14 protein-coding genes are annotated in these 14,620 nt (G+C 51.6%); 6 read left to right on the forward strand and 8 right to left on the reverse strand.

From position 1 onward, the window contains the following. Positions 1 to 106 precede the first annotated feature (106 nt). Positions 107 to 943 (forward strand): WG repeat-containing protein, encoded by an 837-nt coding sequence (locus ACFPMF_RS17820; protein ID WP_379847784.1) that lies wholly within the window; start codon positions 107 to 109, stop codon positions 941 to 943. On the opposite strand, the gene ACFPMF_RS17825 is transcribed toward ACFPMF_RS17820, so the two are convergent. From ACFPMF_RS17825 to ACFPMF_RS17835, 3 genes are read right to left on the reverse strand one after another with little or no spacing between them, the layout of a single operon-like run. Continuing rightward, a complete protein-coding gene (locus ACFPMF_RS17825) occupies positions 940 to 1,650 on the reverse strand; it encodes a hypothetical protein (protein ID WP_379847787.1) in 711 nt (236 codons plus the stop codon). The genes ACFPMF_RS17820 and ACFPMF_RS17825 overlap by 4 nt on opposite strands. A 10-nt stretch (positions 1,651 to 1,660) precedes the next feature. Further along, the gene (locus ACFPMF_RS17830) at positions 1,661 to 2,500 is read right to left on the reverse strand and encodes a hypothetical protein (protein ID WP_379847790.1); all 840 of its coding nucleotides are present in this window, start codon (positions 2,498 to 2,500) and stop codon (positions 1,661 to 1,663) included. Positions 2,501 to 2,513: 13 nt separating this feature from the next. Next, positions 2,514 to 2,846 carry a PKD domain-containing protein gene (locus tag ACFPMF_RS17835; protein WP_379847793.1) on the reverse strand — a complete coding sequence of 111 codons (333 nt, stop codon included), beginning with the start codon at positions 2,844 to 2,846 and terminating at the stop codon, positions 2,514 to 2,516. 223 nt (positions 2,847 to 3,069) lie between these two features. On the opposite strand from ACFPMF_RS17835, the gene ACFPMF_RS17840 reads away from it, so the two are divergent. The 3 genes from ACFPMF_RS17840 (at position 3,070) to ACFPMF_RS17850 (ending at position 7,667) form a co-directional block, all read left to right on the forward strand. Further along, complete coding sequence (locus tag ACFPMF_RS17840) at positions 3,070 to 6,792, forward strand: PAS domain S-box protein (RefSeq protein WP_379847796.1); 3,723 nt, start codon at positions 3,070 to 3,072, stop codon at positions 6,790 to 6,792. Between the two features lie 8 nt (positions 6,793 to 6,800). Continuing rightward, positions 6,801 to 7,196, forward strand: coding sequence for a RidA family protein (locus ACFPMF_RS17845; RefSeq protein WP_379847799.1), 396 nt, complete (start codon positions 6,801 to 6,803; stop codon positions 7,194 to 7,196). Between the two features lie 135 nt (positions 7,197 to 7,331). Beyond that, a complete protein-coding gene (locus ACFPMF_RS17850; protein ID WP_379847802.1) occupies positions 7,332 to 7,667 on the forward strand; it encodes a winged helix-turn-helix transcriptional regulator in 336 nt (111 codons plus the stop codon). A gap of 65 nt (positions 7,668 to 7,732) precedes the next feature. On the opposite strand, the gene ACFPMF_RS17855 is transcribed toward ACFPMF_RS17850, so the two are convergent. After that, a complete protein-coding gene (locus ACFPMF_RS17855; protein ID WP_379847804.1) occupies positions 7,733 to 8,527 on the reverse strand; it encodes an outer membrane beta-barrel protein in 795 nt (264 codons plus the stop codon). A 243-nt stretch (positions 8,528 to 8,770) separates the two neighbouring features. Here ACFPMF_RS17855 and lysM point away from each other — a divergent pair, with 243 nt between their 5' ends. Next, on the forward strand, positions 8,771 to 9,244 hold the full coding sequence (gene lysM, locus ACFPMF_RS17860) for a peptidoglycan-binding protein LysM (protein WP_379847806.1): 474 nt from the start codon (positions 8,771 to 8,773) through the stop codon (positions 9,242 to 9,244). A gap of 178 nt (positions 9,245 to 9,422) precedes the next feature. Here lysM and ACFPMF_RS17865 read toward each other — a convergent pair whose 3' ends face one another. After that, on the reverse strand, positions 9,423 to 9,788 hold the full coding sequence (locus tag ACFPMF_RS17865) for a VOC family protein (RefSeq protein WP_379847808.1): 366 nt from the start codon (positions 9,786 to 9,788) through the stop codon (positions 9,423 to 9,425). Positions 9,789 to 10,123: 335 nt separating this feature from the next. Here ACFPMF_RS17865 and ACFPMF_RS17870 point away from each other — a divergent pair, with 335 nt between their 5' ends. Then, positions 10,124 to 12,022 carry a tetratricopeptide repeat protein gene (locus ACFPMF_RS17870; RefSeq protein ID WP_379847810.1) on the forward strand — a complete coding sequence of 633 codons (1,899 nt, stop codon included), beginning with the start codon at positions 10,124 to 10,126 and terminating at the stop codon, positions 12,020 to 12,022. Between the two features lie 93 nt (positions 12,023 to 12,115). Here the strand turns inward: ACFPMF_RS17870 and rny are convergent, their stop codons facing one another. From rny to ACFPMF_RS17885, 3 genes are all read right to left on the reverse strand, one after another. Next, complete coding sequence (rny, locus tag ACFPMF_RS17875) at positions 12,116 to 13,687, reverse strand: ribonuclease Y (protein ID WP_379847812.1); 1,572 nt, start codon at positions 13,685 to 13,687, stop codon at positions 12,116 to 12,118. Between the two features lie 138 nt (positions 13,688 to 13,825). Then, entirely contained in the window at positions 13,826 to 14,119 is a 294-nt protein-coding gene (locus tag ACFPMF_RS17880) for a cell division protein ZapA (protein WP_379847814.1), read from the reverse strand. Between the two features lie 63 nt (positions 14,120 to 14,182). After that, positions 14,183 to 14,512 (reverse strand): hypothetical protein, encoded by a 330-nt coding sequence (locus ACFPMF_RS17885; protein ID WP_379847816.1) that lies wholly within the window; start codon positions 14,510 to 14,512, stop codon positions 14,183 to 14,185. Between the last annotated feature and the right edge of the window lie 108 nt (positions 14,513 to 14,620).

A 14,620-nucleotide genomic window follows, 5' to 3' on the forward strand; every position in this document is an offset into this window, starting at 1 on the left:
AACGCCGGAGACCGGTCACTTAAAAAATTATGAAGAGAATCTTACTTTTCGTAACTTTTGAAAGTCTAAAGGAATGGGACCTGCGTTTGATTAAATCAAGCATGATATGATTGATACCATTCGTCAACAGATACAGGAGGTTTTTGGCCATCATGAGCGATACGTTTCTGCCGACGTTATCAATGATTTGTTTGTAGCTATTCCATCGGATGAGACCGTTTTGACGCAGGAAATTATGGGGTACCTGCTGGAGCATAATTACGAAGCCCTGACTCCTCCACGGGGCCAATCGCTCCGGGAACGGTTGATTTCGACCGACTGGCGTCAAAAAGAAAATAAAAAATGGGTGTCCGAACCTGAATTTCTGATGGCTCCGGCCCTGCCGAATGCCATAGCGCGTCCGGTTCCGACCTCGTTTGCCCAATCCAATAGAGTGCTGGTTGCCCTGGTGATTCTGATTGTAAGCATTCTACTCTGGTTCTGGAACGGGAAACTGTCGGCGATCGGAACCAGTACCAACGCCGAACGGGCCGACCAGGAACCGAGTTTGGAAACGCCTTCGGTGGCCCCCAAAGAAACGACCAGCCCGTCGATGGGCGTTCTCCCGCCGAAAAAAAATGTGGTGTTGACAGCGTCGGCTAAAAATAAGACACCTATACTATCCACGGTAGACAGACCGGAAAAACCGGCGGATCTGGCGGCTGCCAGCCCGCAGGAATCCGTTAAACCGTATGATATGGCCGACACCCAGGTTGGTGATTTTGGTCTGCGGGCTGCCCGGAAAGGGAATAAATGGGGGTATATCGATCAGAAGGACCAGTGGCATATTGAACCGATGTATGACGATGTGACGCCTTTCAACAACGGCAAAGCCACCGTCGTGCTGGATGGCCAGCAAATCACTATTGACCGTGATGGCGTTCGGATTCGCGAAGAAAACTAACGGGATGGCGCTCCGGCGCTGACCGTCAGGTTTCGGAAGGTGGTTCCGTCCGTGTTGGAAACAAAACCGATGCCGTTGCCCTGATATTGCCGGAACTGGTACGGGCTGGTCGGGATTTCCCGACCGTTCAGGTAGAAATGAATCTGTTCCCCTTTTTTACGAACCGTCAGCGTATTTTGGCTGGTCGACAACGGAATGCCCGCCGGTACATAATCCCCCCGCATGTAGATCGTATAACTCAGACCGTTGATGACGTACTTGACCGAAACCTGGTTTTTGTTGTTAATCCTGAAGTGGCAATAGTTCAGCGAATCGCGGACACCAATCAGTAAACCGGCATCGGGAATGATTCCGCCCGGGCCGCCAATTTCGACCTGCACCATAAACGTATCGACTTTATTGAGGTTAATACCGGTTGGAATCGGGATAAAACTAAACGCCGAGGTCTGCGTATTGCTGGCCTGCTTGTGAACCCGGTAGGCGTTCTGGGCCATATCGAACGAATAAGCCCCCCGCTGACCGATGCGCCACCGGTTACGATTATCCCTGAAATCATCGCTAAACAGACGGCCGGACGCATCGGCTGGATTTTTGGGCTTTATTTTGACGTGTACCCACGAGCCGGAAGCCGAATAGACGCCCACCTGCGCCGGGCTTTGGGTAACAAGGCCGAGCAGAATCCCAAAAAAGAGGATGATACGTTTCATGGACAGATGGTTAAAATTTGTACTGGAAAACCGCAACCGGATAACCGGCCTGTGTGCCCGGTAACAAACTAACCTTCGGCTCGGTCGTTTTCAACCGTTGTTTCTGGTTGCGAACTCCTTTGATAAACGTGGCGACGATATCGGTCACCCAGATGGCACCCGACAGGCGGGTTGCGATAAAATACCGGTGGTGGTGATCGTTAGCCCGGTCGTAATAGGGCTGTGCGGCCGCCCGGTTGCGTTGCTGCTCGTAAAGTGCGTACTCATCGCGCGACTTCTTGCGTTCGACCAGGCCGTAAAACAGCAAGCCGTAGCAGGCCGTGGTTATGCCCAGCCGGTGCCCGATGACGGGCCGGGGTGACTGCACAAAAATATTGCCGACACCGGGAGCGACCACCGACAGAAGGGCAAATTCGGGACCGCCGGGGCGGTATTTCCGTTTTGGCTCCGGTTCGGGGACCTTGGTGGCAAGGCTGGTTTGGGGAGCGGTGCTCGGCGCCGTTTTGACGAGAATGGTAGCCCGGATGTTTTCGTCCAGCTCAAAACCATTTGCCAGTGTTTGCCAGACGATGCGACGGTTCGTACCGGGCTGCACATCCTGCCCCCAATCGCCGGAAAGGTACTGGGCGGTCGGGTTCAGTAACCCATTTGTTTGACTTCGGATGCGAAGGTAAACCGAATCGGCCGGCTGATTACCCGTCAGATCGTACAGGACTTCAATGGCCGATTCGTCGATGACATTGATGCGAATATTGGTAACAGCAACCTGACCGATGGCGGGAAGTGTGCAAAGCAGGCTAAGAAATGCGACAACCCGTTTGAGCCAGTAACGCGTGTATTGCTGATGCATAGGAAGAGAGAAACTAGTTAGTAACGGTTACCAAACGCGAAGCCGTGAATTTGTCGTCACACTGATTGGCCAGCACCATGGAAACGTTGTACGTACCCGGTTTTTCGTATAAGACGGTGAATTGCTTTCCGGAACGGTTTCGTCCGTCGCCCAAATCCCAGCCGACGGCCCCAATCTCGCCTTTCTGATTTTCCAGAAAAAAGGTAACTTCCAGTTTTGTCGCCGTGAAACCAATAGTGCCTTCGGGCTTTTCGCAGACCGGAAAATTTTTCTGATCCAGATCAAACGGTTCACAGGATACGCAACACAGGCAAATCAGTATCAGGGCGATAAAGACTTTCATCATACGTGTTTATTAGGCACACGAAACTAATCAAATATTGGATAAACGTACTTCCAAAATAATGCCATTCCGGTAACCAACCAAGTATTTGTCACATTGCCGGTATTTTTTTGTAAATTTATTCGGTCTTGTCGCTTGATGCCGGGCGACAAAACAGCGGTTTATTCGGGCTGGAAATCCGGAAAACCGGGCCTTACAATCACGTTCAAACACCCACACACGGAGGATGTCCTGGTCAGCAAAAACAAAAGATGAACTGGTCGCCGAAATTCGGCGGCTGAGTAAAGAGGTAGGAATACGGAATTCCCTTGACGGTAATTCACAACCCCAGCACGCGTCGGTTTTTGACGTTAGCAAAACGGTTGACCAATTGAACCTCATTGGGTTAACGATTGAAGAAGATGGGACGGTTACGTTTTGTAACCAATATACGTTGCGGATTACGGCCTGGCAACCAACCGATGTCATCGGGCAGAATTTTTTCGAAATTTTTATTCCCGCAGCCGACCGCGTGCAGGTACAGCGGGATTTTAACGAAGCCATTGCGCGGGGCGGTTCTGTCGAACAAAAGGAAATCAACCTGCTGGCCAAGAGCGGTGCCGTTCGGAATATCCAGCTGAATTCGTTCATTATCAATAGCGTCGCCGATCGGTCGGCGGTGGCCTCGTATACCATCATTGGCGAAGATGTGACGAACAAAAAACGAGTGGCCTCGGCGCTGTCCTACTCCAACTCGCAATTGCAGGACCTGGTCGATAACACCAGCGACCTGATTCAGCTGGTTACGCTCGATGGCAAGTTTCTGTTTGTCAACCGGGCCTGGCGCGAGGTGCTGGAATATGGTTCCGACGAAATTGCTTCGCTGACGCTCCAGGATGTTCTCCATCCCGACTACGCCGAAAGTACGCTCATGCGCCTGCAACGGGTGCGCGATGGCGAGAAATTTCCGTATTTCGAGACGGTTTTTCAGAGCAAGAAGGGCAAGACCATTTTTGTATCGGGGAGCGTCAACTGCCGGTATGACCAGGGAAAACCGACGGCCTACCGCTGCATTCTGCACAACATAACGAGCCGCATCCGGGCCGAAAAGGCGCAGAAACTGTATTACAGCATCGCCAACTGGACGCTGAACGCGACGGATCTGGATGAGCTGTACCAGAATATTCACGAAGAACTGAGCAACATTATCGACGCCCGGAACTTCTTCATTGCGCTCTACGACCAGAGCAAAAGCTTCCTGTATTTTCCGTATTACATCGACGAATATTTCACGGGAATGCGGTTTACCAAACGGAAACTGGGTAACGGCCTGACCGAATACGCCATCCGGGCCAACCGACCGCTGTTTCTCTACGAGCAGGATATTCAGCAACTGGCCGATACGCAGAACCTGTACCTCTACGGACAGATTCCGAAAGCGATGCTTTGCGTTCCGCTCCGGATCGGCGACCGGATTACGGGCATTATCGGGGTAAAAGCCTACGACAAAACCGATGCCTACAACATCCGGGATCTGGAGTTGCTGGAATTTATTTCGGGCCAGGTGGCGCTGGCCATTGCCCGAAAACAGGACGAAGCCGCCATTAACAAGCAAACCGCCCGCCTGAATGCCATTTTTGACAGCAGTTCACACCTGATCTGGTCGGTTAATAAAAGCTTTCAGCTCACCTCGTTCAATCGGAATTACAGCCGTCTGATTGAGAACCAGTTAGGCGAAGTTCCCCAACTGAATGTGACGACCGAAAAGCTGGGCTGGCGGATCATTGGGACCGAAAACCGCAAGATGCTGGAAGAGAAATACCGGCTGGCGTTCCGGGGATTGCCCCAAACCGTTGAACTGCATTTTCAGACCCAGAAGGGCGATGCCTGGCTGGAAGTACACCTGAACCCGATTCTGCTCACGGGCGGGGTCATCGAGGAGGTCTCCGGGATAGCCCGCGATATTACGGCCCGGAAACGAACCGAGCTGGAACTGCGGGGCAGCGAGGAGAAATTCCGGGGCATTTTCGTCAACCTGCAGGACATTTACTGCCGGGTCGATCGGGAAGGCCGGATTACGATGATCAGCCCGTCGGTGCTGAAACGGACGGGCTATACGCCGGAAGAAGTTTTGGGCCAGCCCATTACTAATTTCGTTGATAAACAGGATATTCGCCGGGCCTTGCTGCGGTTGATCCGGAATAAAAGCCTCCGAAATTTCGAAGCGACCCTGCACCGGAAAGACGGTACGATTCGGCAGATCATGCTCAACATGTTGACGCTGAGTGATAAAAATGGCCGGGTGGAAGAAGTGGCGGCCCTGGCCCGTGACATTACCGAACTGAAGCGCAACGCCCAGGAGTTGATGAAAGCCAAAGACGAAGCCGAGCGGTCGCTGAAGGTAAAGGAGCGGTTTCTGGCCAACATGAGTCACGAAATCCGGACGCCGATGAACGGCGTCATCGGGATGATCGACCTGCTGAACGACACCCCGCTGGATCAGGACCAGAAGGATTACGTCCAAACCATCAAGAAATCCTCGGAGACGCTGCTTAATATTCTGAACGATATTCTGGATTTGTCGAAAATCGAAGCCGGAAAAATGGTGTTGCACGAAGCGCCCATCCGGTTTCAGGAAGTATTCGAAAAACTGGTGTCCCTTTTTGGGCAGCAGGCCAGTGTCAAGGGCAATACGCTGACGTACCATCTGGACGATGATTTGCCCAAATATGTGATTGCGGACCAGACCCGGTTATTGCAGATTTTGTCCAACCTGACCTCCAACGCCATTAAATTTACCGAGAACGGCGCGGTCACGGTGAAGGCGTCGCTGGTCGGCAAAAAGGGGAAGTTCAACCGGATCAAGATCGAGGTAAAAGACTCCGGCATTGGGATTGCCAAAGATGATCTGGGTCTTTTGTTCAATTCATTCAGCCAGGTTGAAATGTCGTCGCGCAAGTCATTCGGCGGTACGGGGCTGGGGCTGGCTATTTCGAAAGAACTGGCGGCCTTGATGAAAGGAAGCATTGGGGTCGAATCGACAGCCGGTCAGGGCAGCACCTTCTGGTTCACGATTGAATTGAAAGAAACGTTGATCAGCCCGACGACCCAGAAAGCCGATCAGGTGGAGGTTTCGTTGCAGGATGTGTTTAAAGATCACAAACCGTATCTGCTGCTGGTCGACGACAATGCGGTCAACCGGAAAGTCGCCACCGAAATTCTGCGGAAATCGGGTTGCCGGGTCGAGATGGCCTCCAGCGGCCAGGAAGCCATTGAGAAAGTAACGGCCTCGATGGCTGCGGGTAGCCAGCCGTATGAGCTGATTTTCATGGATATCCAGATGCCGGATATGGACGGGGTGGAAACGACCGGGAAGCTTCGCGAACTGTTTGGAACGGCGTTGCCGCCGGTTATTGCCATGACGGCGTATTCGATGCGGGAAGATCGCGACCGGTTTTTGAGCCAGGGACTCGACGATTACATTGCCAAACCGATCCGGGCGCAGAGCCTCATTGCGAAAGTAAAGGAAGTGGTGGATGCCCGGAAAGATTTTCGGGAAGCGGTTGAGATGCGGTCGAAGCAGTTGGAGAGCATTCGGGAGCCGGAAGCCCCCATGATCGATGCGGAGATTGTCGGCCAACTGGAGCAGGTTGGGGGCTGGGACCTGGTGACGTCCATTTTCGAAGATTTTGAGCAGGAAGCAACAACGCTTGTCCACGAGTCGATGGACGCCATTCTCATTGGGGATATTCCAACCGTTAAAAGCCACTTGCATACCCTCAAAGGAAGTGCGGGAACCATTGGCGTGGCCCGGATTGCCCAGATCGCGCGCGAAGCCGAAGCCAAACTCAAGGTGAACGATACCAGTACGCTGGCCGGCGATTTGCAACTGCTGGACCGGGAATTCAAGCTGTTTCTCAGCGACTATAAAAAAACATTAGACAAATTAGGCGCTGAAAAAGCCAACTAATCGAAACGATGCAATCACGTCAACTTATTTCCACCGGTTCTCCCTGGGAGCCGGTGGTCGGCTATAGCCGGGCCGTTCGGGTCGGCAACCTCGTTGAAGTCGCCGGAACGACGGCCATGGATGGTGACCAGCTGGTAGGTTTTGGAAACATATACGAGCAAACCCGGTTTATCCTGGAAAAAATCAGCACTGTGCTGGCAGAAGCAGGTGCCAGTTTATCAGACGTGGTGCGTACAAGGATGTACGTTACCGATATTGCGCAGTGGGAAGCGGTAGGCCGGGCCCATGGCGAGTTTTTCAAAGACATTCGACCTGCTGCTTCCATGGTGGAAGTCCGGGCGCTGATTGACCCCAATTTGTTGATTGAAATTGAAGTAACGGCCGTGGTACAACCTGTTGTCTAACTTGTTTCTGAATTAGTGGATCAATTTTATAGATCCTGCGTTAAATAGGATTTAAAACTGTATTTTTGTTTGTAATTAACATTAATAACCTACGAATCAGTGTGTTACATACTAATAGGTAAGTAAGAGTTACGAATGATACCAGAAATAAAACAACCAGTCGAAGAAGTAGTTACTACCGAACAGGTTATCAAAAAAGCGGTAGAAGTAATCTGTGGAAAATGGCGTTTAGTGATTATTCACCTGTTACGGGAAAAGACATTACGGTACGGGGAAATCAAACGGGCCGTTCCCGGTATCAGCGAAAAAGTTCTGGTTCACGAATTGAAACAATTGGTCGAACTGGGCATGGTTAACAAACAATCGTTCGGCGAAGTCCCCCCGCGCGTTGAATATTCACTCAACGAAAAAGGACGGTCCATTTTACCGGTCATTGATCTGCTTCTGGAAGTAGGACAGACCTTCATGTAAACGTATCCAGCTGTGAAAACCGGCGACTTGGTTTCGCGGATGCTTCACGGCTGGAGCTTCCCTTCTTAACGACTGATCAGTTTATAGCCGACCGCCAGCGTGGCGTAACCAATAAAACCGGTAATCCCGCGCTCGTTAAAAACCCCGCCCACGGGTAAACCGTACCGCAGATCGACCTCGAGCCGTTTCAGGAATGTCATTCCGGCTCCAAATTCGACCCCGAAGTTGAGGGGTTTCACCTGTAACATGCCGGCCTGGTCAGGGTTCGTCAGGTCCACCTTATCCTGAATGTTGGTGACGGTATAACCGGGGAAACCGATGCTGGCGTTGGGTTCCACACGCCCGGACGCCGTCCGGGAAGCTTCGGCTTGCTGCGTAATCATCAGGTACGGGCCGCCATACAGCCGCCATAGGTCTCCCGGCCCCTTTTTGCCAATAAAAACCGGAATATAAAAGGAATTGATGCGCGGATCCGAGGTGGCGTTCAGGCTGGCATACAGGGTTTTCGGGGGAATCGTCAGCGGTAAATTCACGCCAAATTCGGAAGCTGCCAGGATATCAATGCGGTCGATGGACGCTTTCTGCTTCAGCATGAGCGACGAAAAACTGAGTTCTGCCTGTAGAAAAAACCGGTCGAAATTTTTCCGAATCCAGACACCGCCCAGATACCCTACGCCGATTCCGTTGCTGGTATTCCGGATGCGGGGCATTTCCAGGCCCGGCGAAAGGGTTTGAGCCGGAAGAATCGTATGACCGTGCGTCAGTGTTCCTCCGCCCCGGACGCCCCCCTCAAGCGTGCCCTGCGCCCGGATTTGTACCGCTACCAGAACCAGCAGGCCGGCAATCCAACAGTATTTCATTTTCAATCCAACAAGTACGGTTTGGGCTGCCCTGTTACAACCCGATAGGGCCACAAGAACGTAAAACTCCGGCAAGGGCGAAACAGTTTTTGAATATTTTATCAATAATTGATTACCAATCACTACATTCAGCGTCTAAAAGGAAGGTTTTGAAATCCGCCCGGTCATCCCTTCGAACAGTTCGGGGGTGTTCATAGTTGTTCTAGTTCAAATCCATTGCACACTCAAAACACATAAACTCTTATGGGACTGCTCAGTTTTTTCAAAGGTGTCGGTGAAAAAGTTTTCGGTAAGGAGCATGAAGCGCCAGCCGCCGAGCCCGCCAAAGCGGCCGAAGTTGAACCGCTGAAAGCCAGCGCGTTGCTTAATCACGTCAAACAGCTAGGGCTTTCGTACAGGAAGCTGACGATTAAAACAGCCGGTGATACCGTGGTTCTGGAAGGGGAGGTTGCCAAGCAGGAAGATGCCGAAAAACTGGCGCTGGCCGTCGGGAATGTCGAAGGTGTTAACCAGGTCGATAACCGGCTGGTGGTCGATACCCCGGAGCCGGAAGGGCAATTCCACACGGTCGAAAAGGGCGATACCTTATCGGCCATCTCTAAGAAAGTATATGGCGACCCGATGAAATACGGAATCATTTTTGAAGCCAACAAACCGATGTTGAAAAGCCCGGATCTGATCTATCCCGGCCAGGTGCTGCGGATTCCGCGCTTATAGGAATGAGCCGGTTTTTAGGAAAAGGCGTCTTCATTCGGGACGCCTTTTTGCTGACCGGTTTGTTCGCGCTATCGTTGCTGAAGAACAGGCAGCGGGAATTTATAAAATACCGGGCCGGTAAAACCGGCGATTCTACTGTATGGCCGTGCTTTTTACGTACGGAAAAGGCTTTTGGTCGCTACTCCGCTTTGAAATGCGGGTTTTCGATAATTCCGAACACGTTGCCAAACGGGTCTTTGACGCTGGCGACTTTGATATCTTCGCCGACTTCCTCGATGCCGGAATGGACGCTGGCGCCGTGGCTCATCAGGTGTTCCCAGGCTTTTTCGATGTTTGGGACACCCCAGTAGGTGATGGTGCTGCCATCGGAAGGTTTAACGGTTGGGTCCAGCCCCAGTTCATAACCGCCCACTGAAAAACCTACGTAAAAAGGTTCGTCGAAATACGGCTTGACACCCAATATGGTTGAATACCAATTCTTTGCGTAAAGCAAATCGGGTGCCGCGTAAATAATCGTCCGTAGGCCCAGAAAAGCGGATGCCATATAAAAGGGGATTAGTTGTACAGACCGGCAACGGCCAGTATGAAAATGAAATGGAAAAATAAGAAAAAAGATCAAATAGCGCGTACACAATTTCTTTTGCGGTTTCGTCGGGACTGATTCTCAGGGCAAAACCGGCGCTGGCCTGATGAAACCGGAGAGGAGCGAACCCGGCAAGATATTTGCGGTCTTTCAGGGGCAGCGACCGGCCGGGATTTGCCACTAGAACCCCTTGCTATTTGCCGGAATCTTGCCATTTTTACAGATAAGTTATCAGGTAAATGTTTGTTTTGTAAAACAACTATTGACTTGAATTAAAACCGACCCGACCAGTTCGTATGTCTAAAAAGAATCAGTCTTCCTGGGGGCAAAAACCGTCTGTCCGACCCACTTCAACCGGAGCCAGTAAACCCATGCCACGTCCGGCTCCGACGAAACCGCAACCTCTTTTACCCGTACCCGAACCACTGGAAAACCGACCCATTCAATGGCTATGGGCCCTGCTGATCGCGGTCATCGGATTTGCCTTGTACGCCAATACCTTTAATCACGGGCTTGCGCTCGATGATATCGCTGCCATCACCCAGAATCTGTTTGTCCAGAAAGGCATCGAAGGGATTCCCGATTTGCTGAAGACGGAATTCTGGCATTTCAGCAATATTTCACTCGGTTACTACCGCCCGCTGGCACTCATTACGTTTGCCCTGGAGAAAGAATATTTCAACGGTGATCCGCACATCAGTCACATTATCAACGGTTTGATTTACGCACTGACCGGTTTTTTTCTGGTTGTTCTGTTGCAAAAGTGGATGCCCGGCCGGGCCGTTCTCACCACGCTGATTGCTTTCCTGTTCATGGCCCATCCGCTCCATACGGAGGTCGTGGCCAACATCAAAAGCCGGGACGAAATGCTGAGTTTTCTGTTCATGACGCTGGTGATGTTGACATACTGGAAATTCCTCGAAACCCGGCAGAAAGGCTGGGTTGCGTTTTCGGCGTTCTGGATGTACCTGACGTATCTTTCGAAAGAGTCGTCACTGGTCGGTTTGGGGCTGATTGTCATCATGCAGTACACGTTTGCCAAACGGAATTTTGTGCAGTCACTCATCAGCATCTGGCCGTATCTGCTCGTGACGGCGCTGTTTTTCTGGCAAAAAAAGGCCATGATTGGCACGCTGAGCGGCAATCCGCCGGTCGACTGGGCCAATTATCCGTACGCCCTGCAAAACACCAAGTTCCTGACGACCTTCAAATTTTTCGCCCAGTACCTGCGTCTTCTGATCTTTCCGCTGCACCTCTCGTACGATTATTCCTACGACGTGATTCCGTCCGGGAAACTGAGCGATTGGGAAACCTTACTGGGGCTGTTCTCGTTTGGCGGGCTCGTCTGGCTGGCTTGGAGAGGGTTCTGGAAACGGGCGGTCTGGGGGTTTGGTCTGACGTGGATGTTCATTACCATGACGCCGGGTCTGGGGTTCGTCCTGTTCCGGGGGGGCATTCTGGCCGAACGGTTTTTGTACGCGCCGATTCTGGGCTTCGTCCTGGCGGTGCTTGCGGGGCTTGACCTGCTGTTGGTGCAGCGGCTGAACCTGTCCGAATCGGCACCGGTTTTGAAACGATACGGAATTCTGATTGGCTTCTGTGTGGTCGTCGGGGGTTTATTCAGCTTCCGGACCGTCGTTCGTAATGAAGACTGGAAAGATAATTTTACGCTCTTTAACAGCGGTCTGGTTTACGCTTCGAACAGTTGCCAGGTCAACCGGCACGTGGCCAATGAATGGATTAATAAGTGTGCTGAGGAGAAAGATCCGAAACAGAAACGGTATTATTTCAATAAAGCCATCTATCACTTACGGCGTTCGACGGAGATATATCCCGGTTTTGGCGAAGCCTTTTTCTCGATTGCGTATTCGTACCAGAAACTGATTCCGAACCGGGATTCGGCGGTTTATTACTACAAACAGGCTATTCGGGCTTCCTCGAATTACGCACCGGCTTACAACAACCTGGGGGTGATCTACCAGGGCGAAGGGCGGTACCACCTGGCGTCCTATTTTTACAACATGTCGATGCTGGTCAATCCGGCGTATCAGGACGGCCGGAACAACTGGGAAGGCTTGAAAAAACAGCTGGGCCTTGATGTGAAGATTTTGCCGGATAGCCTGAAGCACGAAGCGGTTTTACCGGGCATCCCTACGCCGGCGACGGTTCCGGCTCTACGGTTTCCAGTGAGATAAAAAGTTTGAGGTTCAAAGTTTAAGGTTTAACGAACTTGTTCAAATGCGGGTATTTCCGCAACGTTAAACCTTAAACTTTGAACCTCAGACCACTTATTTTGCGTAAGCTACCGACCGCATTTCCCGAATGACGGTGATTTTGATCTGGCCGGGATACTGCATTTCCTTTTCAATTTTCTGCGAAATATCGAACGAGAGCGTGTTGGCTTTTTCGTCGGATACGTTTTCGGCATCGACCATGACCCGTAGCTCGCGCCCGGCCTGAATGGCGTAGCATTTGGTAACGCCGGAGAAGTTCATGGCCAGTTCCTCGAGTTCTTTCAGCCGTTTGATATAGGACTCCATCATCTCCCGACGGGCCCCGGGCCGCGAACCGGAAACCGCATCGCAGACCTGCACGATGGGCGAAATCAGGCTCGTCATCTCGATCTCGTCGTGGTGTGCCCCGATGGCGTTGCAGACTTCCGGATGCTCTTTGTACTTCTTGGCCAGTTCCATGCCCAGCACGGCGTGCGGCAGTTCCGCTTCTTCCGGCCAGACTTTCCCGATGTCGTGGAGCAGGCCCGCCCGCTTGGCTAATTTGGCATTCAGACCCAGTTCGGCAGCCATCGTGGCGCAGAGTTTGGCGACTTCGCGGGAGTGTTGCAGCAGGTTCTGACCGTAGCTGGAGCGGAACCGCATCCGGCCGATCATCTTGATCAGTTCGGGGTGCAACCCGTGAATACCCAGATCGATCACCGTCCGTTCGCCGATTTCCACAATCTCATCCTCGATGTTTTTGCGGGTTTTGGCCACGATCTCCTCAATTCGGGCGGGGTGAATCCGGCCATCCTGCACCAGTCGGTGGAGCGACAAGCGGGCGATTTCGCGCCGAACGGGGTCAAAACCGGAAATGATGATGGCTTCCGGCGTATCGTCTACGATGATTTCGACCCCCGTTGCCGCTTCCAGGGCCCGGATGTTCCGCCCTTCGCGACCGATTACTTTCCCCTTGATGTCGTCGCTTTCGATGTTGAAAACCGACACGCAGTTCTCGATGGCGTGTTCAGTGGCCGTCCGCTGTATGGTTTCGATGACCACCTTTTTAGCTTCTTTCGTAGCCGTGAGCTTGGCTTCTTCGACGATGCTTTTGATGTATGACGAAGCCCGGGAATCGGCTTCGGCTTTCAGGGCATCCACGAGCTGCTCGCGGGCCTGCTCGGCGGTGAGGTTCGCAATTTTCTCCAGGGCTTCTACCTGTTGCTGTCGCATGCGCTCGGCTTCTTCCCGGCGTTTCCCAATGCTTTCCTGCAACTGATCCAGTTTGGCTTTCTGCTGCTCCAGTTCCATTTCCCGGCGTTTGCTTTGGTCGGCCTGTTGCTGGAGTTGTTGTTCGCGCTGCTTGAGTTTGTTTTCGTTGGTGATCAGGATGTTTTTCTTCCGATTGGTGTCTTCTTCAAACTCAGCTTTCAATTTCAGGTACTTTTCCCGAGCCTCCAGAATGCGGTCCTTCTTGATATTTTCGGCCGTCAACTCGGCATTTTTAATAATCTCTGCCGCTCGGGTTTCGGCATCTTTCTCACGCTGGGAGAACAGGCGGCCCAACAGCTTCCTGCCGATATAGATGCCTGCCGCGATTGATAGGATATCCGACAACAGCACCACCCAGAAATCAATTTTATTCATGTCCGTAGACGTTTGTGTGAAAAATATAGATTTCACAGACAACTACAGTACCGGAACGTGAAGCAAACCGGCTGCCGGGCAGCCAGCGTTGAGTCGTACAGGAGGGAAGGGTTTTGAGGTTGATCAACAATCCCATTTTCAGGTAGTTAAGGTCGAGTCGATCAACTCGTCTAAGCGGTTTATCCGCTCGGTTATTGTTGCTTGCAGCGCCAGTTTTTCATTGCTTGCGTTTAGCCATCTTACGGTATTCATGACGGCAATTACCGCCAGAATATCAACGTCATCGCGTTTTTTCTTTTTATTTTTCTCTTCCAAAAAACGTTCATTGACGAGACGCCCGGCTTCCCGGGCGTTTTCCTCATCTTCAGGAAGAACGCTAAGCGGGTAATTCCGGCCTGCAATTCGGATATTTATTGACAATAACTCTTCCATCCGTACGGCTTGTCGAACCAGCATCAGAAACGTTCCACACGCTTCCAACACGCTGATGAGTGATTATGACAAGGCACTCAAATAGGCAATACAGCGATCCAATTCGTCGATGTAAGCCGTTAGTTGTTGCTTCAATTCGGCAGTAGTCCCTGCGTCATTGTGTTTGTTATTTACAATCTTAGGAATATTTGTTGGTTTTGAAAACTCTTTTGGCGAATTATTCACCAATTTTTCCAGTTGTTTCAGTTGATTCTGCTGTTTTGCGAGCTGATTCGCCAAATCAGCCTTTTCTTCTTCCAGCACTTTTCGAACCTGTTCCAGTTCCAGAATCCGTTCCCGGCCTTCCCGGATCATTTCCATCAGACGGAAGGCCTTGGCTTCAAAGGCATCCATTTGTGAAAGAACCGGTGACGTAGTATTCATAACAGATTCAAAATTTACCCGCTAAAGCTAACCGCTTCCAACCGATTTTCTGCAACAAGGGCCGAAAAAATCACCCCA

Origin of the sequence: Larkinella bovis (assembly GCF_042655385.1) — a bacterium.
Classification (GTDB): Bacteria; Bacteroidota; Bacteroidia; order Cytophagales; family Spirosomataceae; genus Larkinella; species Larkinella bovis.